Origin of the sequence: Pseudomonas donghuensis (genome assembly GCF_000696345.2) — a bacterium.
GTDB lineage: Bacteria > Pseudomonadota > Gammaproteobacteria > Pseudomonadales > Pseudomonadaceae > Aquipseudomonas > Aquipseudomonas donghuensis.
The window spans coordinates 1,148,070-1,166,308 of record NZ_CP071706.1 but is presented as its reverse complement, the minus strand read 5'-3'; the positions used below and the strand labels follow the sequence as shown (position 1 = coordinate 1,166,308).

17 protein-coding genes and 1 pseudogene are annotated in these 18,239 nt (G+C 61.2%); 9 read left to right on the top strand and 9 right to left on the bottom strand.

The annotated features are described in order from the left end of the window. The first annotated feature begins 46 nt into the window (after positions 1 to 46). Genes BV82_RS05330 through BV82_RS05320 form a run of 3 tightly spaced genes read left to right on the top strand, consistent with a single transcriptional unit; the run spans position 47 to position 2,962 of the window. Positions 47 to 1,453: an NAD(P)/FAD-dependent oxidoreductase gene (locus tag BV82_RS05330; protein WP_036993932.1), complete on the top strand. Its 1,407-nt coding sequence runs from the start codon at positions 47 to 49 to the stop codon at positions 1,451 to 1,453. 32 nt (positions 1,454 to 1,485) lie between these two features. Then, a complete protein-coding gene (locus BV82_RS05325) occupies positions 1,486 to 1,827 on the top strand; it encodes a cupin domain-containing protein (protein ID WP_010223429.1) in 342 nt (113 codons plus the stop codon). Positions 1,828 to 1,882: 55 nt separating this feature from the next. Continuing rightward, positions 1,883 to 2,962, top strand: a complete 1,080-nt coding sequence (locus tag BV82_RS05320; protein ID WP_010223430.1) for a polyamine ABC transporter substrate-binding protein — start codon at positions 1,883 to 1,885, stop codon at positions 2,960 to 2,962. Positions 2,963 to 3,069: 107 nt separating this feature from the next. Here the strand turns inward: BV82_RS05320 and BV82_RS05315 are convergent, their stop codons facing one another. Beyond that, a complete protein-coding gene (locus BV82_RS05315) occupies positions 3,070 to 4,653 on the bottom strand; it encodes a peptide chain release factor 3 (protein ID WP_010223431.1) in 1,584 nt (527 codons plus the stop codon). Positions 4,654 to 4,987: 334 nt separating this feature from the next. Between BV82_RS05315 and BV82_RS05310 the strand changes: the two genes are divergently transcribed. From BV82_RS05310 to BV82_RS05295, 4 genes are read left to right on the top strand one after another with little or no spacing between them, the layout of a single operon-like run. After that, positions 4,988 to 5,701, top strand: a complete 714-nt coding sequence (locus BV82_RS05310) for an ABC transporter permease (protein WP_010223432.1) — start codon at positions 4,988 to 4,990, stop codon at positions 5,699 to 5,701. A gap of 14 nt (positions 5,702 to 5,715) precedes the next feature. Further along, positions 5,716 to 6,624: a glycine betaine ABC transporter substrate-binding protein gene (locus BV82_RS05305; RefSeq protein WP_010223433.1), complete on the top strand. Its 909-nt coding sequence runs from the start codon at positions 5,716 to 5,718 to the stop codon at positions 6,622 to 6,624. Between the two features lies 1 nt (position 6,625). After that, entirely contained in the window at positions 6,626 to 7,273 is a 648-nt protein-coding gene (locus BV82_RS05300; protein WP_036993928.1) for an ABC transporter permease, read from the top strand. Beyond that, complete coding sequence (locus BV82_RS05295) at positions 7,270 to 8,424, top strand: osmoprotectant ABC transporter ATP-binding protein OsmV (protein ID WP_036993927.1); 1,155 nt, start codon at positions 7,270 to 7,272, stop codon at positions 8,422 to 8,424. The genes BV82_RS05300 and BV82_RS05295 overlap by 4 nt, the downstream gene beginning before the upstream one ends. Before the next feature lie 90 nt (positions 8,425 to 8,514). Here BV82_RS05295 and BV82_RS05290 read toward each other — a convergent pair whose 3' ends face one another. From BV82_RS05290 to BV82_RS05280, 3 genes are all read right to left on the bottom strand, one after another. Further along, complete coding sequence (locus BV82_RS05290; RefSeq protein ID WP_036993925.1) at positions 8,515 to 10,953, bottom strand: TonB-dependent siderophore receptor; 2,439 nt, start codon at positions 10,951 to 10,953, stop codon at positions 8,515 to 8,517. 108 nt (positions 10,954 to 11,061) lie between these two features. Beyond that, positions 11,062 to 12,036 carry a FecR family protein gene (locus BV82_RS05285; protein ID WP_010223438.1) on the bottom strand — a complete coding sequence of 325 codons (975 nt, stop codon included), beginning with the start codon at positions 12,034 to 12,036 and terminating at the stop codon, positions 11,062 to 11,064. Positions 12,037 to 12,053: 17 nt separating this feature from the next. Continuing rightward, positions 12,054 to 12,542: a sigma-70 family RNA polymerase sigma factor gene (locus tag BV82_RS05280; protein WP_010223439.1), complete on the bottom strand. Its 489-nt coding sequence runs from the start codon at positions 12,540 to 12,542 to the stop codon at positions 12,054 to 12,056. A gap of 651 nt (positions 12,543 to 13,193) precedes the next feature. On the opposite strand from BV82_RS05280, the gene BV82_RS05275 reads away from it, so the two are divergent. After that, positions 13,194 to 14,357 carry a type III PLP-dependent enzyme gene (locus BV82_RS05275; RefSeq protein WP_036993923.1) on the top strand — a complete coding sequence of 388 codons (1,164 nt, stop codon included), beginning with the start codon at positions 13,194 to 13,196 and terminating at the stop codon, positions 14,355 to 14,357. Between the two features lie 48 nt (positions 14,358 to 14,405). Here the strand turns inward: BV82_RS05275 and BV82_RS05270 are convergent, their stop codons facing one another. Further along, positions 14,406 to 14,960: a hypothetical protein gene (locus BV82_RS05270; protein WP_145959265.1), complete on the bottom strand. Its 555-nt coding sequence runs from the start codon at positions 14,958 to 14,960 to the stop codon at positions 14,406 to 14,408. 108 nt (positions 14,961 to 15,068) lie between these two features. Between BV82_RS05270 and BV82_RS05265 the strand changes: the two are divergent. Then, a pseudogene (locus BV82_RS05265) lies at positions 15,069 to 15,211 on the top strand (type III PLP-dependent enzyme); the annotation flags it as partial. A gap of 56 nt (positions 15,212 to 15,267) precedes the next feature. Here BV82_RS05265 and BV82_RS05260 read toward each other — a convergent pair. From BV82_RS05260 to BV82_RS05245, 4 genes are all read right to left on the bottom strand, one after another. After that, entirely contained in the window at positions 15,268 to 15,762 is a 495-nt protein-coding gene (locus tag BV82_RS05260; protein WP_010223442.1) for a hypothetical protein, read from the bottom strand. A 230-nt stretch (positions 15,763 to 15,992) separates the two neighbouring features. Beyond that, entirely contained in the window at positions 15,993 to 16,481 is a 489-nt protein-coding gene (locus tag BV82_RS05255) for a hypothetical protein (RefSeq protein ID WP_010223443.1), read from the bottom strand. A 104-nt stretch (positions 16,482 to 16,585) separates the two neighbouring features. Then, positions 16,586 to 17,344 (bottom strand): tetratricopeptide repeat protein, encoded by a 759-nt coding sequence (locus tag BV82_RS05250; protein ID WP_036993921.1) that lies wholly within the window; start codon positions 17,342 to 17,344, stop codon positions 16,586 to 16,588. A gap of 3 nt (positions 17,345 to 17,347) precedes the next feature. Beyond that, positions 17,348 to 18,028, bottom strand: a complete 681-nt coding sequence (locus tag BV82_RS05245; protein ID WP_036993920.1) for a Fe2+-dependent dioxygenase — start codon at positions 18,026 to 18,028, stop codon at positions 17,348 to 17,350. Positions 18,029 to 18,239 lie beyond the last annotated feature (211 nt).

Sequence of the window (18,239 nt, the reverse complement as noted above, 5' to 3'; positions counted from 1 at the left end):
AAGCTTCTAGGATCGCCACAGACCGTTACCGATGTGGAGCCGAACAATGCTGGCATGGCGCAGTATCAGCCTGTGGATGGACCAACTCGATGAGCCGTTGGCCTCACGCCCGGCGCTGCAACAGGACCTGGACGTCGACGTCTGCATCATCGGCGCTGGCTACACCGGGCTGTGGACCGCCTACTACCTCAAACGCCTGGCGCCGCAACTGAACATCGCCATCGTCGAAGCGCAGATCGCAGGCTTCGGTGCTTCCGGGCGCAATGGCGGCTGGCTGATGGGTAACCTGCTCGGCGAAGACCGCCTGCTCGCCGGCTGCACGCCCGAACAGCGACGCGCCAGCTATGACCTGCTGCACGGCATCCCCGATGAAGTTGCCCAAGTGCTCGAGCGCGAAGGCATCGACTGCGACTACCGCAAAGGTGGCGTGCTGTATTGCGCAGCACGCTACCCCGAGCAGGAAACCAGCCTGCGCACCTACCTGAACAAATGCTACAAACAGGGCCTGAGCGAAGCCGACTACCGCTGGCTGAGCCCCGATGAGCTGGCGCTCCAGCTGCGTATCAGCCGCCCCTATGGCGCAATCTTCAACCCCAATGTCGCCACCATCCAGCCGGCCAAACTGGTACGCGGCCTGGCCCGTACGGTGGAGGCCATGGGCGTGAAACTCTTTGAGAGTAGCCCCGTCACCCAGTGGCGCGCCGGCGAGGTGCGTACGTTGCAGGCACGGGTCAAATGCCAGTGGCTGGTGCCGGCGGTCGAGGGCTACTCGGTCAATCTGCCGCCACTGGGCCGCTATCAAATGCCGGTACAGAGCCTGCTGGTGGCCACCGAACCGCTGCCCGAACAGACCTGGGAGCAGATCGGCCTCAACCGCGGCCAAGCCTTCAGCGAGAACAGCCGTCAGGTCACCTACGGTCAGCGCACCCTCGACAACCGCCTGGTGTTTGGCGCCCGTGGCGGCTACCGCTTCGCCGGGCGCCTGCGTGACAACTTCGACCTCACCGACAGTGAAATCGAACTGCGCCGCTACCTGTTCGGCGAACTGTTCCCGCAGCTCAAGAACGTCGCCATCACCCATGCCTGGGGCGGCAACCTGGGCATGGCCCGGCGCTTCCAGCCGCACATGTTCTGCGACCGCAAACAGCGGATTGCCCTGGCGGGTGGCTACGGCGGCGAAGGCGTCGGCGCCAGCAACCTGGGCGGGCGAACCCTGGCCGACTTGATCCTGGAGCGGCGCAGCGTGCTTACCGAACAGCCCTGGGCCAACCACGACCGGGCCCTGCACAGCCTGCCCGGCTGGGAGCCTGAACCCTGCCGCTGGCTGGGTTACAACGCAATCATCAAGAGTTTCGTCCATGAGGACCAGACCCTCGCCGCCCCCTCCAGCGCCCCCTGGCGCCGACGCCTGGCCAGCGGCGTGGCGGACTTCATGGAAGGCTTCATGCGCTGACTTTTCGTTCCCCCTGCACAGGACTCACCGGTATGAGCATTACCCAGTTCAAGAACACCGACAGCGTCACCCTCGACGACTCCAACCCGGTGGCCGTACCGCTCGGCGAGCCGGTCTCGATCGCCTCGGTAACCTGCGTCGAGCGCAGCGATGGCGTCGAAACCGGCATCTGGGAATGCACCCCGGGGCGCTGGCGCCGGCAGATCGTCCAGCAGGAGTTCTGCCATTTCATCAAGGGCCGCTGCACCTTCACCCCTGACGGTGGCGAACCGCTGAGCATCGAAGCCGGCGACGCCATCCTGCTACCGGCCAACAGCACCGGCACCTGGGATATCCAGGAGACCGTGCGCAAGACCTACGTGCTGATTTTCTGATCATTTGATCGCCTGCCTCCTTCGATAAAAAACAGACCAAGCAAGGAATCCAGACATGCGCCCATTGCTCTTTGCACCACTATTGCTGGCCGCCTCCATCGCCCAGGCGGCCGATACGGTGAAAATCTACAACTGGTCCAGCTACATCGCCCCCGACACCCTCAAGCACTTCCAGCAGGCCAGCGGCATCGTGCCGACCTACGACGTGTTCGACAGCAACGAGACCCTCGACGGCAAGCTGATGACCGGCAACTCCGGCTACGACGTGGTGTTCCCCTCCAACCACTTCATGGCCCGGCAGATCCAGGGCAAGGCGCTCAAACAACTGGACAAGCGCCAGCTGCCCAACTGGAAAAACCTCAACCCGGTGCTGCTCAAGGCCCTGGAGGTCAACGACCCGGGCAACCAGTACGGCTTCCCGTACCTGTGGGGCAGTACCGGGATCGGCTACAACATCGACAAGGTCAAGGCGGTGCTGGGCGACAACGCCCCGGTGGATTCCTGGGACCTGATCTTCAAGCCCGAGTACATCAGCAAGCTGAAAAGCTGCGGCGTGGCGGTGCTCGACAATGGCCCGGAACTACTGCCGATCGCCCTCAACTACCTGGGCCTGGCGCACCACAGCCAAGACCCGAAAGACTACGACAAGGCCAAGCAACTGCTGATGACCGTGCGCCCGTACATCAGCTACTTCCACTCCTCCAAGTACACCGGCGACCTGGCCAACGGCGATATCTGCGTGGTGGTGGGCTTCTCCGGCGATGTGCTGCAGGCCAAGAACCGGGCAGAAGAGGCGAAAAATGGCGTGAAGGTCGGCTATTCGATTCCCAAGGAAGGCGCTCCGATGTGGTTCGACATGGTCGCCATGCCGGCCGACGCACCAGACGAGAAAGCCGGCTACGCCTATATGAACTACCTGCTGCAGCCTGAAGTGATGGCCAACATCAGCAACCATGTGCAGTACGCCAACGGTAACCTCACGGCCGACACCCTGGTCGACCCGGCGCTAAAAGCCAACGGCATGATCTACCCCAGCGACCAGATGCTCGGCAAGCTCTATGCCCTGGAAGCGATGCCGGCCAAGATCGACCGCATCCGCACCCGGATCTGGACCAGCATCAAAGCGGGAAACTAAGCCTTCGGCCAGCTGCAAGCGCCAAGCTTCCAGCTGCAAAAAAAAAAAGCAGACCGCGCACGGTCTGCTCTTTCTTGACGCTTGAAGCTTGAGGCTTGAGGCTTAAGTTAGTGATGCTCGCGGGTCGCGCGGAACTTCACATCCGGCCAGCGCTCTTCCATCAGCGCCAGGTTGACCCGGGTCGGGGCCAGGTAGGTCAGGTGACCGCCACCGTCGATGGCCAGGTTTTCCACGGCCTTGTTCTTGAATTCCTCAAGCTTCTTCTTGTCGTCGCAGCTGATCCAGCGCGCCGACCAGACGGTGATGGGCTCGTAGGCACACTCGACCTTGTACTCTTCCTTCAGGCGGCTGGCGACCACATCGAACTGCAGCACACCGACGGCGCCGAGGATGATGTCGTTGCTGCGCTCGGGGAAGAACACCTGGGTCGCACCCTCTTCAGCCAGTTGCTGCAAGCCCTGGCGCAGTTGCTTGGACTTGAGCGGGTCTTTCAGGCGCACGCGGCGGAACAGTTCCGGAGCGAAGTGCGGAATACCGGTAAAGCCCAGGGCCTCGCCTTCGGTGAAAGTATCGCCGATCTGGATGGTGCCGTGGTTGTGCAGGCCGATGATGTCGCCGGCCCAGGCCTCTTCCAGTTGCTCACGCTCGGAGGAGAAGAAGGTCAGCGCATCGCCGATGCGCAGGTCCTTGCCGGTGCGCACGTGGCGCATTTTCATGCCTTTTTCGTAACGGCCCGAGCAGATACGCATGAAGGCGATACGGTCGCGGTGCTTGGGGTCCATGTTCGCCTGGATCTTGAACACGAAACCGCTGAACTTCTCTTCGGTCGGCTCGACGGCGCGCTCGTTGGCCTCGCGCGGCAGCGGGCGTGGCGCCCAGTCGACGACGGCATCGAGCACGTGGTCGACACCGAAGTTGCCCAGCGCGGTACCGAAGAACACCGGGGTCAGCTCGCCACGCATGAATTCGCCCTGGTCGAACTCGTGGCAGGCGCCCTGCACCAGCTCCAGCTGCTCAAGGAAGCGCTCGTACTCGTCGCCAAGGTGGGCGCGGGCTTCATCGGAGTCGAGCTTCTCGATGATCTTCACCTCGGTGCGCTCATGGCCGTGGCCCGGGGTGTAGACGATGATGTAGTCGCCCGCCAGGTGGTACACGCCCTTGAAATCGCGGTAGCAACCGATCGGCCAGGTGATGGGTGCGGCCTTGATCTTCAGGACCGCTTCGATTTCATCGAGCAGTTCGATCGGGTCGCGGATGTCACGGTCAAGTTTGTTGATGAAGCTGACGATCGGCGTGTCACGCAGGCGGCAGACGTCCATCAGGGCGATGGTCCGTGGCTCGACCCCTTTACCGCCGTCGAGCACCATCAGCGCCGAGTCGACGGCGGTGAGGGTACGGTAGGTATCTTCCGAGAAGTCTTCGTGGCCCGGGGTGTCGAGCAGGTTGATCATGTGCTCGCGATAGGGGAACTGCATCACCGAGGTGGTAATGGAGATACCACGCTGCTTCTCCATTTCCATCCAGTCGGAGGTGGCATGGCGGTCGGACTTTCGCGATTTCACCGTACCGGCAACGGCAATCGCCTTGCCCATCAGCAGGAGCTTCTCGGTGATGGTGGTCTTACCCGCATCGGGGTGGGAAATAATGGCGAAGGTGCGGCGTTTCGCGACTTCGGCGGCCTGGTTGGTCATGGGAAATCGCCTGGCAGGTGATTCAAAAAAAGGGCGCAGATTATAGCCCAAATTTGCCCTCGAACTGAACCGTTGGGTTAATCAGCGCTGGCCAAATGCCGCTTCAGATGGGAACCTTTAAGGCTGTGGAGGCGTCCACTCCCCTGATCCGCAATCGGTCATGACCGTTCGTCAGGGTTGGTTTCACCGGCACTACGAGCCTGACGAGGCTTCGCTTATGGCGTGTTCCGCTCCGTTTTCGGACAACGCGCTGCTTATCGCGATCACACTGCCTGCCGCCTGGAATGGTGGCTGCCACGGGAGTGTGTTCGCCGACAACAAAAGGAGTCCGCCTGTGGCTAAAAGCTATGGCAAGGGGCTGATGGGATGTGCCTTCGTGCTCGTCATCCTGGCCCTGCTGATCCACTGGATCGGCATCGATACGATCGCGCACTACCGCGCCGATCTGTGGTTCTACCTGCAAGCGCACCTGATGCTGGTGTTGCTGTCGATGGTGGCGGCGCTAGCCGTGGGCATACCCGCTGGGATTGCCTTGAGTCGACCACATCGGGTCGACCGCGCCGAACGCTTCATGCAGTTTTTCAACATTGGCAACACCATCCCCCCTTTGGCCGTTCTGGCCATCGCCCTGAGTTTCCTGGGCATTGGCGCCGGTCCCGCCGTCTTCGCGCTGTTCCTCGCCTCCCTCCTGCCCATCGTACGCAACACCTACGAAGGCCTGAAAAACGTTCCCGCCTCGCTCAAGGAAGCCGCCACCGGTATCGGCATGACCCCGCGCCAGACCCTTTGGCGGGTCGAGTTGCCCAACGCCGTGCCGATCATCGTCGGCGGTGTGCGGGTGGCCCTGGCGATCAACGTCGGTACCGCGCCGCTGTCGTTCCTGATTGGCGCCAATAGCCTGGGCAGCCTGATTTTCCCCGGCATTGCCCTGAACAATCAGCCGCAACTGCTGCTCGGCGCTGCCTGTACCGCCCTGCTCGCCCTGGTGCTCGACGCCCTGGTGGCGCAGTCCAGCCGCCGTTGGCTTGAACGCGGCCTGGCCCACTAAGCGAAGGAGCTCCCATGAAAAGAATCGCCTTGTTGCTGGGCGCGGCCCTGCTGTTCGCAGGATTTGCCCAGGCCGCGACCAAACCTGTGATCCGCCTCGGTGCGCGGGTCTTCACTGAACAGACGGTGCTGGCTGAAATCACTGCCCAGTACCTCAACCAGAACGGCTTTGACGTGCGTATCACCGGCGGCCTGGGCAGCAACCTTGCCCGCAGCGCCCACGAAACCGGCCAGCTGGACATGGTCTGGGAATACACCGGTGTTTCGCTGGTGTCCTACAACCATATCGACGAACGCATGCCCAGCGCCGCCGCCACCTACGCCAGGGTCAAGGAACTGGATGCCAAGAAAGACCTGATCTGGCTGACGCCGTCGAAGTTCAGCAACACCTATGCCCTGGCCCTGCCGCGCAAGGTCGCTGAGCAATACCCGCAGGTCAACAGCATCAGCGAACTGAACCAGGTGCTGCGCGACGAGCAGGGCCGCATCCACGTGGTGGCCCTGGACACCGAGTTCGCCAACCGTCCCGATGGCCTGGTGGGCCTGAGCGAAACCTACGACCTGCAGCTGACCCGCCGCGACATCCGCCAGATGGACGCCGGCCTGGTCTACACCGCGCTACGCAACGGCCAGGTGTTCAGCGGCCTGGTGTACACCACCGACGGGCGCCTGAGCGCCTTTGACCTCAAGCTGCTGGAAGACGACAAGCACTACTTCCCCGATTACACCGCAGCCCCGGTGGTGCGCAAGGCCGTGCTCGACGCCCACCCGCAACTGGCCAGCCTGCTCAAGCCCCTGGCCGAACAGCTCGACGACGAAACCATGCGCCAGCTCAACGCCAAGGTCGATGTCGAACACCAGAGCCCGGGCAAAGTCGCCGCCGAGTACCTGCGCCAGCATCCTCCCGCACAGGAGCAGCCATAACATGCTCGATACCTTTACCCACCTGGACTGGGCCCAGGTCCTGCACCTGACCTGGCAACACATCACCCTGGTCGGCATCGCCGTCAGCCTGGCGATTGTCGTCGGCGTGCCGCTGGGCATCCTCATGACCCGCTTCCCGGCTCTCGCCGGCCCGCTGCAAGCCGCCGCCACGGTGCTGCTGACCATCCCCTCGATCGCCCTGTTCGGCCTGCTGCTGCCGTTCTACTCCACGTTCGGCCAGGGCCTGGGGCCACTACCGGCGATTACGGCGGTGTTTCTGTATTCGCTGTTGCCGATCCTGCGCAACACCTACCTGGCCCTGACCAACGTCGAGCCGGGCATCCGGGAAGCCGCCCGCGGCATCGGCATGACCTTCGGCCAGCGCCTGCGCATGGTCGAGTTGCCCATCGCCGTGCCGGTGATCCTCGCCGGTGTACGTACCGCCGTGGTGATGAACATCGGCGTCATGACCATCGCCGCGACCATCGGCGCCGGTGGCCTGGGCGTACTCATCCTCACCTCCATCAGCCGCAGCGACATGTCGATGCTGCTGGTCGGTGCCGTGCTGGTGAGCCTTTTGGCCATCATCGCCGACCTGCTGCTGCAAATCCTGCAACGTGCCCTGACTCCAGAAGGACTGCGCAAATGATCGAACTCCAGAACCTCAGCAAGACCTTCCACGCCAACGGCAAGGACGTCAAAGCCGTCGACTCCGTGAGCCTGACCGTCAACGAAGGCGAGATCTGCGTGTTCCTCGGCCCGTCCGGTTGCGGCAAGAGCACCACGCTGAAGATGATCAACCGCCTGATTGCGCCGACCTCCGGCAAGGTGCTGATCAACGGCGAAGACACCACCGGCCTCGACGAGGTGACCCTGCGCCGGCGCATCGGCTATGTGATCCAGCAGATCGGCCTGTTCCCCAACATGACCATCGAGGAGAACATCACCGTGGTCCCGCGCCTGCTCGGCTGGAACCCGCAAAAATGCCACGATCGCGCCCGCGAGCTGATGAGCATGATCAAGCTCGAACCCAAGCAGTACCTGCAGCGTTACCCCCGAGAGTTGTCCGGTGGCCAGCAACAGCGCATCGGCGTGATCCGCGCCCTGGCCGCCGAAGCACCGTTGCTGCTGATGGACGAGCCGTTCGGCGCGGTCGACCCGATCAACCGCGAGATGATCCAGAACGAGTTCTTCGAGATGCAGCGGGCGTTGAACAAGACCGTGATCATGGTCAGCCACGACATCGACGAGGCGATCAAGCTGGGTGACAAGATTGCGATTTTCCGCGCCGGCAAGCTGATCCAGATCGACCACCCGGACACCCTGCTGGCCCATCCTGCGGACGATTTTGTCAGCAACTTCGTTGGCCAGGACAGCACCCTCAAGCGCCTGCTGCTGGTGCGTGCCGAAGACGCCGCCGACAACGCGCCGGCGGTAAGCCCGCAAACGCCGGTGGCCGATGCATTGGAACTGATGGACGAACATGACCGTCGCTACCTGGTGGTCACCGACGGGCAGAACAAAGCCATGGGCTATGTGCGCCGTCGCGACCTGCATCGCCAGCAAGGCACCTGCGCCGACTTCCTGCGTACCTTCAACGCCACCGCCTCGCACGATGAGCACCTGCGCATCCTGCTGTCGCGGATGTACGAATTCAATCGCTCGTGGTTGCCGGTGCTGGATGCCGAGCAGGTGTTCCTCGGCGAGGTGACCCAGGAATCGATTGCCGCCTACCTGAGTTCGGGGCGTTCGCGTGGGGGCAAGACCTGCATTGTCTCGCCGGCACAAGCGCTGGCCTGACACTGAAAAGCATCGCTGGCAAGCCAGCTCCCACAGGGTCCGGTGTCCACCTACCCTGTGGGAGCCGGTCTTGCCAGCGGCCCCTGCTGCTTAAAACCCTACACTGGCCTGCACATAGAAGGTGCGCGGCTCACCCAGGTAGATCCCCGCGTTGTTGTCGCTGGAGCGGGTGTAGTACTGCTTGTCGAAGATGTTCTTCACCCCGGCCGCCAGCTTGAGGTTCGACAGTTCCTTGCCGAAGTCATAGCCGCCGCGCGCCGCCCAGGTCACGTAGCCCGGAATGTCGCCGTACTGGCCATCGGCACTCGGCTCGGTGATGTAGTTGCCGTTGAAGCTGCCGTCGGCATTCATGCCGGTACCCGGTGCGCGCTGTTTCGATTGGGCGTAGGCATCCAGGTTCCAGGTCCAGCGATTGATCTCATAGCGCAGCCCGGCATTGACGATCTGCCGCGAGTAAAACGGCAGGTCGCGCCCCTTGAAGCCCGGGATCTCGCCTTCATAGGTGGCACGGGTGTAGGTGAAGCCGGCATTGGCGCTCAGCCCCTGCAGACGCGGATCAAGCCCCGACAGGTCGTAATGCATCGAGGCTTCGATGCCCTGGTGCTTGGTCGCCCCGAGGTTGGTCCAGCCGATGTCGTTGCTGATGTACTGCAGCTCATCATCGAAGTCGATGTAGAACGCGGTCAGCTCACCCCCCCAAGTGCCGTTGTTGTAGCGGGTACCCACTTCATAGGTCTTGGCTTTCTCGGCTTGCAGGCCGTTGGCGGTCTGATCGCCGCTGCCGCCCTGGCCAAGCTGGAAGTACTGCAGGCTGCCGAACGAGGTTTCGTAGTTGGCGAACAGCTTCCACTCATCGGACAGGTGATACATCACGCTCAGTGCCGGCAGCGGTTCGTTGCTGGTCACGCTGCGGTTCTTTTCCTGCACCGGCACACCGTTGGTGCCGCGCACCGGGCGCTCGTGCCAGTCGGTGTTGATGTGCTCGAAGCGAATGCCCGGGGTGATGGTCCAGTTGCCGACATCGATCTTGTCATCGATGTAATAAGCGCTGGCTTCGGTACCGCCGGTTCGGTCCTGGAACACATGGCCGTCGGAGGTCGGGGTGACGGTCGGCACGTTGTTGATCAGCGCCAGGCGGGTCGACTGCTCGTGCATCGCCTCTTTCAGGTAACGGTAACCGACGCTGACTTCCTGAGTGGTGGGGCCGGCGAAGAAGATCCGTGAAACCCGTGGCTCAATGGCGAAGGTGTGGTAGCTGCGCGGGTACGACGACAGGGTCTTCTGGTCGCGGGCAGCGATGCTGCTGCCACGGAAGCTGTCGGTGTAGTAGGTCTGCACTTCGAACTGGGTGACGTCGTCGATCTGGCGCAGGTACTTGAAGGATACGTCCTTGCGTCGGCCGCTGAACGTGTCGTAATCGCGGTCGGACTGGTACGGGTCGTCGTCGAATTGGGCCTGGGTCAGGCCGCCGGGCATGTCGGCCTTGGCGTCGTAGTAATGGAAGTTGAGCCAGAACTCGTCGCTGTCGGTGACTGCCCAATGGGTCTTGAGCAACACGTCATCGATGTCGTTGTCGTTGTTGCTGCTGCGGTAGCCGTTGCCATTGACTCCGGAGTACAGCAAGGCTGCCCCCAGGCCATTGTCGGCGGTGCCGCCGAGGAAAGCCGATTCGATATGCTTCCAGCCACCATGGCGGGAAGTTTCCATCGTCGTGGACAGCTCGCCGGTGGCTTTCTCGGGGATCGCCCGGGTGACGAAGTTGATCACCCCGCCGACGTTCTGCGGGCCATAGCGCACGGAGCCGGCACCACGCACCACGTCGATGCTGTCGAGGTTGCCGGAAGAGATCGGTGCCATCGACAGTTGTGGTTGGCCGTAGGGCGCAAACGCCGCCGGGATGCCGTCGATCAACACCGTGGAGCGTGGCGACAGACGCGAGGTCAGACCGCGCACGCCGACGTTCAAGGCGATATCACTGCCGCCAGTGCCATTGGAGTCCTGCACCTGGACACCCGGCACGCCGCGCAGTACATCGCGAACGTTCAGCGCGCCCTGCTCGATCATTGCTTCGCGGCGCACCACGGTACGGGCGCCGGGATGGTTGTGGACCACGGTTTCTTCGGCACTGCCGAGCCAGTCACCGACCACCTTGACGTCGGTGGGCGCCAGCTCCAGGCTGCCGGTGGTCAAGGTCCCGGCAGTCTGCAGCGGGTGCAGGACGACGGTGCCCTGGGAGATTTCATAGGTCAGGCCGCTGCCCTCAAGCAAGGCTTGCAGCGCTTCTTCCGGCTGCAGGCTGCCGGACACTGCCGGTGCCTGTTTACCGGCCACCAGTTCGGGGCTGAAGAACAGCTGCAGCGAAGTCTGCTGGCCCAACTGGCTCAAGGCCCAAGCCAGGGGTTGAGCCTGGATCTGGATGCTGGCCGGTGCCGCTGCAGCATAGCTGCTGGCAACACCGCCACTGACAGCCAGGGCCAGGGCCAGAGGCAACCAGCGGCTAGAACGCGGGGAAAACTTGTTGTTGTTCACGTCGTCGAGAGGTCCTAAGGGTCCACATAGATGTCAATGCCATGCAAATGGAAATGCTTGGCAGTTGCAGTTGGACAGGAAGACGAACAACTGGAAAAAAACCTGAATCTATTTTGCGATTATTTCGCTGGAGCCATCGGCATGGGTCTTGATCGCCACTGGCAGGATGCTCGGCAGCGCCCGCAGCAAGGCGTCGGTATCGTTGGCATTGAAGGTGCTGCTCAGGCGTAGCGCGGCAACACTGCCTGGGGCGACACGCAGGGGCTGCTCACGGTAGCGCGAGACGTCCTTGACCACCTCGCTGAGCGGCGCATCGTTGAACACCAGCTTGCCCTTGCGCCACGCGGTCACTGCTGCGGCATCTACCGCGTAGGGCGCCGCCACCTGGCCTTGGGCATCGATATGCGAACCGAGCCCGGCGGTCAGCAGAGCCCTGGAGGCATCGCGGCCTTCGACCCGCACCGAGCCGTTTTCGACCGTCACACGGGTTTGCTCCGGGTCCTGGCGAACATCGAAGCGGGTGCCGGTCACCGTCACTGTGCCGTTGCCGGTGCTGACCACGAATGGCCGCTCGCTGTCGTGGGCGACGCTGAACATCACCTCGCCCTTGAGCAACTGGATATACCGCTGACCGGCGCTGAACTGCACCGCCAACTGCGTTCGGCCGTTGACTTCAAGCTGCGAACCGTCGGGCAAGTTCAGCTGGCGCCGCTCGCCCAGGGCCGTCTGCAATTGCTCCTGGTAATTGAGCTGATGCTCTTGCCAGCCAAACCAGCTCAAGCCCAGCGCCAGGGTCGCGATACCAGCCGCCAGCGCCTGGCGGACAAAACGCCGACGTGGCAACCGGCTGACCGGATCGGCCTGGCAAAGGGCCTCAAGATGCGCGCGCGGCACGTGCCCGGCAGCGCCCCAGAGCGTGCCAAGCAGATCGAACTCGTATTGATGCTGCCGGTGCTCGGCCAGCCAGCGCTGCAGTTCGTCCTGTTGCGCCGGCGCCAGCGCGCCATCACGGCTGCGGGCAAACCATTGGGCCGCCTGCTCGCGCACGCGCTCGCTGCCGCAACGGCACGCGTCCTGATTCATGAAAACATTCGCCTGACTCATCTCGTCGACACATCCAGGTGCTCACGCAGATGCCGGAGCGTGCGGATCATATACTTTTCGACCATGTTCTTGGTCAAGCCCATGCGCTCGGCGATCTCCGCCTGGGTCAGGCCTTCGAGCTTCTGCCAGATGAACACCCGCCGGCAGTTGAGGGGCAACTCGGCCAGGGCACGTTCGACACTGTCGGCCAGCTCCAGTGCATGCATATATGCCTCCGGATCACCGCTGGCACTGCCGCCCGCTTCGAACGTGTCCTGCTCAAGGGCCTGGCGGCGGTCTTCGCGGCGGTAGCCGTCCACCGCAATGTTGCGCGCGGTCTGGTGCAGGTAGGCCCGCGGTTGCTCGACTCCGGCCCGGTCGTTTTCCAGTACCCGCACAAATGCGTCATGTGCCAGGTCCTCGGCCTGCTGACGACTGCGCAGTTTGCGCGTCCAGGTACCGATCAGCTCATGGTAGTGGTCGAGAAAGCCTTTGTGTCGCGACACGATGCACAGGTCTTCGCAGGCGAGGAGGAGGAGTGGCGCGAATAGTAATGTTTCTTATTAAGACCGGCAATCGAAGATCGCTGCTGCCGACGAAGCGCCCGGCGGGAAAAAAATCGACGAAAAAGTGTGTCGACGACCAGCTGTCAGGGCGGAAAAAAATATGAACGGCCACCGATGAAACGCATGCTGCGCTTGAGCGTCGTTGCGCCCCCAAATGACCGATATTTACCGCACTTTCGCCACCAACTTCGACCATTGCATCCATTTGCGTGTTCTACGGGAGATCCAGGCGTATACCGGTATTTTTAACGCTTTTGTCATCAAATTGAACATCTACTGTTTACCTGGGTCGGTAACAAAGTGGCTGGCCGCCCCGGGGCGACGGACGTGTGCAAAAACGCGACATTTTTTGTTGATCTCAAGCCCCTCAGGTCCTAAAGTTCGCGCCGAACGTCCATGCTGGAAACGATCCATCCGGCTCAAGTACTGACGACGAGACAGCAAGGTCACCCGTAGCTCGCTTTATCACGCACGGATGACCTTTTTGCTTTCGGCGACATGCCTTGGGAAGTAGGCGAACCAAAGTGGGGATACGGAGGACGTTCAGTTGCAGCCACTTATTTTTTCAGTTTGCCCATGGAGTCCCTAAGCATGTCGATTCAGGTCGAAGACTACTTCGCGCGCGATACCTTCCAGAAAATGAAGGCGTTCGCCGACAAGCAAGAAACCCCGTTCGTGCTCATCGACACGCAGATGATCAGCCAGGCCTATGACGACCTGCGCGCCGGTTTCGAATTCGCCAAGGTCTACTACGCGGTCAAGGCCAACCCGGCCGTGGAGATCATCGACCTGCTCAAGGAAAAGGGCTCGAGCTTCGACATCGCCTCGATCTACGAGCTGGACAAGGTGATGGGCCGCGGCGTCAGCGCCGATCGCATCAGCTACGGCAACACCATCAAGAAATCCAAGGACATTCGCTACTTCTACGAGAAGGGCGTGCGCCTGTACGCCACCGACTCCGAAGCCGACCTGCGCAATATCGCCAAGGCCGCCCCGGGCTCGAAAGTCTACGTGCGCATCCTCACCGAAGGCTCGACCACCGCCGACTGGCCACTGTCGCGCAAGTTCGGCTGCCAGACCGACATGGCTATGGACCTGCTTATCCTCGCCCGCGACCTGGGCCTGGTGCCATACGGCGTGTCGTTCCACGTCGGCTCGCAGCAGCGCGACATCAGCGTCTGGGACGCAGCCATCGCCAAAGTGAAAGTGATCTTCGAGCGCCTGAAAGAAGAAGACGGCATCGAACTCAAGCTGATCAACATGGGTGGCGGCTTCCCGGCCAACTACATCACCCGTACCAACAGCCTGGAAACCTACGCCGAAGAGATCATTCGCTTCCTCAAGGAAGACTTCGGCGACGACCTGCCGGAAATCATCCTCGAGCCAGGCCGTTCGCTGATTGCCAACGCCGGCATCCTGGTCAGTGAAGTGGTGCTGGTGGCGCGTAAATCGCGTACCGCTGTCGAGCGCTGGGTGTACACCGACGTGGGCAAGTTCTCCGGCCTGATCGAAACCATGGACGAGTCCATCAAGTTCCCGATCTGGACCGAGAAGAAAGGCGAGATGGAAGAAGTGGTGATCGCAGGCCCTACCTGCGACAGCGCCGACATCATGTACGAGCACTACAAGTACGGCCTGCCGCTGAACCTGGCAATCGGTGACCGCCTGTACTGGCTGTCGACCGGTGCCTACACCACCAGCTACAGCGCGGTGGAATTCAACGGCTTTCCGCCGTTGAAGGCCTACTACTTGTAATCTAGCCGCGATGGCGACACCTCCTGTCGCCATCGCAACCCTTGAGCGTCAACGACGCTCTTCGCCAACGGATTGAATATCCAGTGTGAATTCAAGCACGTCTCCGTTTTCGGCATTCAAAAAGCAGTACCAGTGATCGCGCACCTGTCGCCGGGTGTGTGCGCGCAAAGGTTTTTTGCGATTTGCCAACAGGTGCATACGTGAGTGGAGTCCGGGCTCTACAGTAAACCCGTTGAATTGGACGTCGCCCATCCACCAATGGGCAAGCGGTTCGCTACCGGGCGCATACAGTCCGACATAGCTATTCTGACTCAGGTCCAGGCGATAGTTGTGATAAGCCTCATGGCGAGCCCATCGTCTGATTTCGTATCCCAGGCTTCCATCGGCATGGCGAAAACAGCCGAACCAGAACGGCTGCGGTGATAACGGAAAATCAGTAGCCGTCACCCAACCTGTTTGATTGGGCAACACTTCGCCTGGTTGGAAAGGATTTCCACCGGGACGGACAGGTTTGAGTTCACTCGCTTCGACGCGCCCCCGATAACCGGGCGAGGTACATGCTATTGAGGCGAGAAAAGACAGATGCTGCAAGTAAGTCGTCATGATCGAGTGCTCTTTCTGCATTGCCGAGATAGGCAGCCCAGTCGACGTTAGGTCAACCTCTCGCTCGCTATCAGCTTGCACACTTTCCCCGTTTGCCTGCTGCAGATGGCCGACAGCATGTACGAGCACTGTAAGTACCGCCTGCCGCGATCGGTGACCGCCTGTACTAGCTGTCGACCGGTGCCTACACCACCCGCTACAACGCGGTGGAGTTCAACGGCTTCGCGCCATTGAAAGCCTATGACCGGTAGTACCTGAGCGAGGGCGGCGACAAGCGCCGCCCTCATCAATGGCACAAGAGCAAATGTCAGAGCAGATAGATGTCAGTGGCGACCATGCTCAAGCGGCTCCCCTCATCGACATTGAGAAACTTGTCGCCATTGAAGGACTCGTAGTTTCCCGCCAGATGGCCTCTATGGTCACGCAAATAGAACTGCAGCCGATTGCTGCCGTCCCAATCACCGATGGTCTCGAGTTTCCAGAATGGCGAGGCATCGTTTTCATACAATCCGATGTAGCCATTACGGCTGACGCCCAACTTGCGACCGTAGTAGTTTTCCACGTTCGAATCGCAACTGATGCGGTAGTGAATTCGATCACCTCGCGTCTCCAGGTAGTCGAAGCGAAATCTCGCACCGCTGACATCGCGCCTGTTCCTGGCGGTGATCACCTGCAACCAGCCGCTAGTGGCAAGGTCGACAATGATGCTTCGGCTGGTGCGCGAGATGCCGACCTGCCCTTGATGTCCGGGGGTCGTGCTGTTCAGATACGCATGGAATGAGTGCTTTCGAGGGTCTTTCATAATGGCCTCCTGGCCTGGGTAGACGGTCAACGGAAACGACCTCCGCCCACCTTATCCCTGCCCAGTGCCTAGCCCCACCACGCAGGCTTTCCTCAAGGGGAAACCTTCGTTCATCAAGTCCGCGCGGTGTCGATTTGCGCCGTAATGCAAAACCTGGGGCATCACCACCGCCAAGCTTTGCGCATCTATCATTCACGCACGGCTGGGGTTATCAGTATATTAAGCAACGCTTACAGGAGCGCCTTGACCCTGACCGCGAAGCTCAGTGGCTTACCTTCATAAGCATTTAAAAACCTGTCGCCGTCCCGATGACTGTAGTAGTCCTTTACCTCGTGGCCCTCGTAGTCACGCAGGATGAAGTGGCGTTCACTGCCACCGTACCACTCTGCGAGCGGCTGAACTTTCCAGAAGAAGGTAATTTCGTTTTTTCCGTATAACCCGAGATAGCCGCCACTACTTCTTCCCAGCGTCTTCCCCAGGTAACCGTCAACCTTGGATGCACAGGTAATGTCGTAATGAATCCGGTCACCTTGATCTTCAACGAACTGAAAACGAAAGTTGATCGGCCGTACCCGCTGCCCATGCCCAACAATCTGTAGCCAGCCACTTTCTGCAAAATCAAACTCGGTACGCTGTGCACTGATGCCAATCTGACCTGAACGGCCGGATTTTGTTGAGTACAGGGTCGCGATAAACGATTTATCAACGTGATCAACCATTCTAAAGTCCTTTTAGATTTAGGCCAGGTACTCGATCTTGGGCGTTCCGTCACAAGCAGCGCAGACTGCATTGATTCCCTGGAAACTCATCGAAGACTTCCCGTCTAACGGTGAAACTGCATGAGCGCCAGACGCTGCTCATAGGCACGCAGGACAGGCAGCAGGCGCGAGCGCTGGACCTGCTGCAAGGTGGATACGCTACTGAGCAGGAAATTCTGATTGCCGCCCTGCAGAGCTTTGTCAAACCAGAGCATTGCGTCATCGAACTGATTGCGCTCCATCAGCACCGTGGCATAGCTGAACTGCCCGCGAAAATCCCCCGCCTCGGCTGAACGGCGATACCAGTCGAGAGCCATGCCGACGTCGCTTTCACAGGCCAGCCCCTGCTCCAGGTAACGGCCATACAGGTTCATCGACTTGGCATGGCCCATATGGGCGGCTTGTCGATAGCAGCGCAATGCCAAGGGATGGTTCTGAACCACCCCACGACCGGTACCCAGCAGGTTGGCGTAGTTGTACAAGCCCCAGTCCAGCCCCATTTCAGCAGCCCGGCGATAGGCCGTGGCTGCAGTCGAGACATCTGGCGCCCCTCCCCAGCCATGCTCCAGGCAACGCCCGAGCATGTTGTGCGCCATGGCACTGCCACGCTTGGCGGCGATGGCAAACCAGCGCCGGGCCAGGGCCGGGTCTTTCTCGATGCCACGCCCGTCGAGAAGGATCTGTCCAAGCAGCACCTGCGCCTCGACGATGTCCTGCCCCGCGGCGGCCAGCAATGCCTGGGCAGCTTTGCCCGGGCTGTGTTCGAGCATCTGGGCGATCTGTGCGCAGTCCAGTTCCTGGCGGTTGCGCAAGGCGAAAGTCATGGCTCAGACCTCGACCCAGCGGCGCAACAGGTTGTGGTAGGTGCCGGTCAGCTGGATCAGCGCCGGGTGATCAGGCACATCGGCGCCCAGCTGCTGGATGGCCTGGTCCATCTCGTACAGCAACGCACGCTGGCTGTCTTCGCGCACCAGGCTCTGGGTCCAGAAAAACGCCGCATAACGCGCCCCACGGGTCACCGGGTTGACCTTGTGCAGGCTGGTGCCCGGGTACAACACCAGGTCGCCCGCTGCCAGCTTCACCTGCTGCACGCCATAGGTGTCCTGGATCACCAGCTCACCGCCGTCGTAGTCCTCGGGGTTGCTCAGGAACAGCGTCGAGGACAGGTCCGTACGCACCCGCTCGTGGCTGCCTTGGGGTTGGCGCAAGGCGTTGTCGATGTGAAAACCGAAGCTGCCGCCCTCTCGATAGCAATTGATCAGCGGCGGGAACACCTTGTGCGGCAAGGCCGCCGACATGAATTGCGGATGCTGCCACAAGCGTTCGATCAGCGCCGTGCCAATTTCCTTGGCCAGCGGGTGGCCTTCGGGCAACTGCAGGTTGTGCTTGGCCTTGGCCGACTGGTAACCCGCGGTGATCTTGCCGTCGGCCCATTCGGTTTGTTCCAGCGCCTCACGAATACGCTGAACCTCCTCGGTGGAAAACAGGCCGGAAATAGGTAGCAGCATGGCACAGCACCTGAAGGTGAAAGGATGCCAATGGTATTGATTCCCATTGACTCTCTACAAGCTCTTTCGGCCGAAGGGGCACTATCAGGATCGAACATGGCCTGAGTGCGAACGTCCACTTCAGATTGGTGCGTGCAGCAAGCCCCGTTCATTTAGGTGAGCTGGGCTTTTGTGTATCAAGGCATAATGCGCGTCGCATTCGCATTTGCGA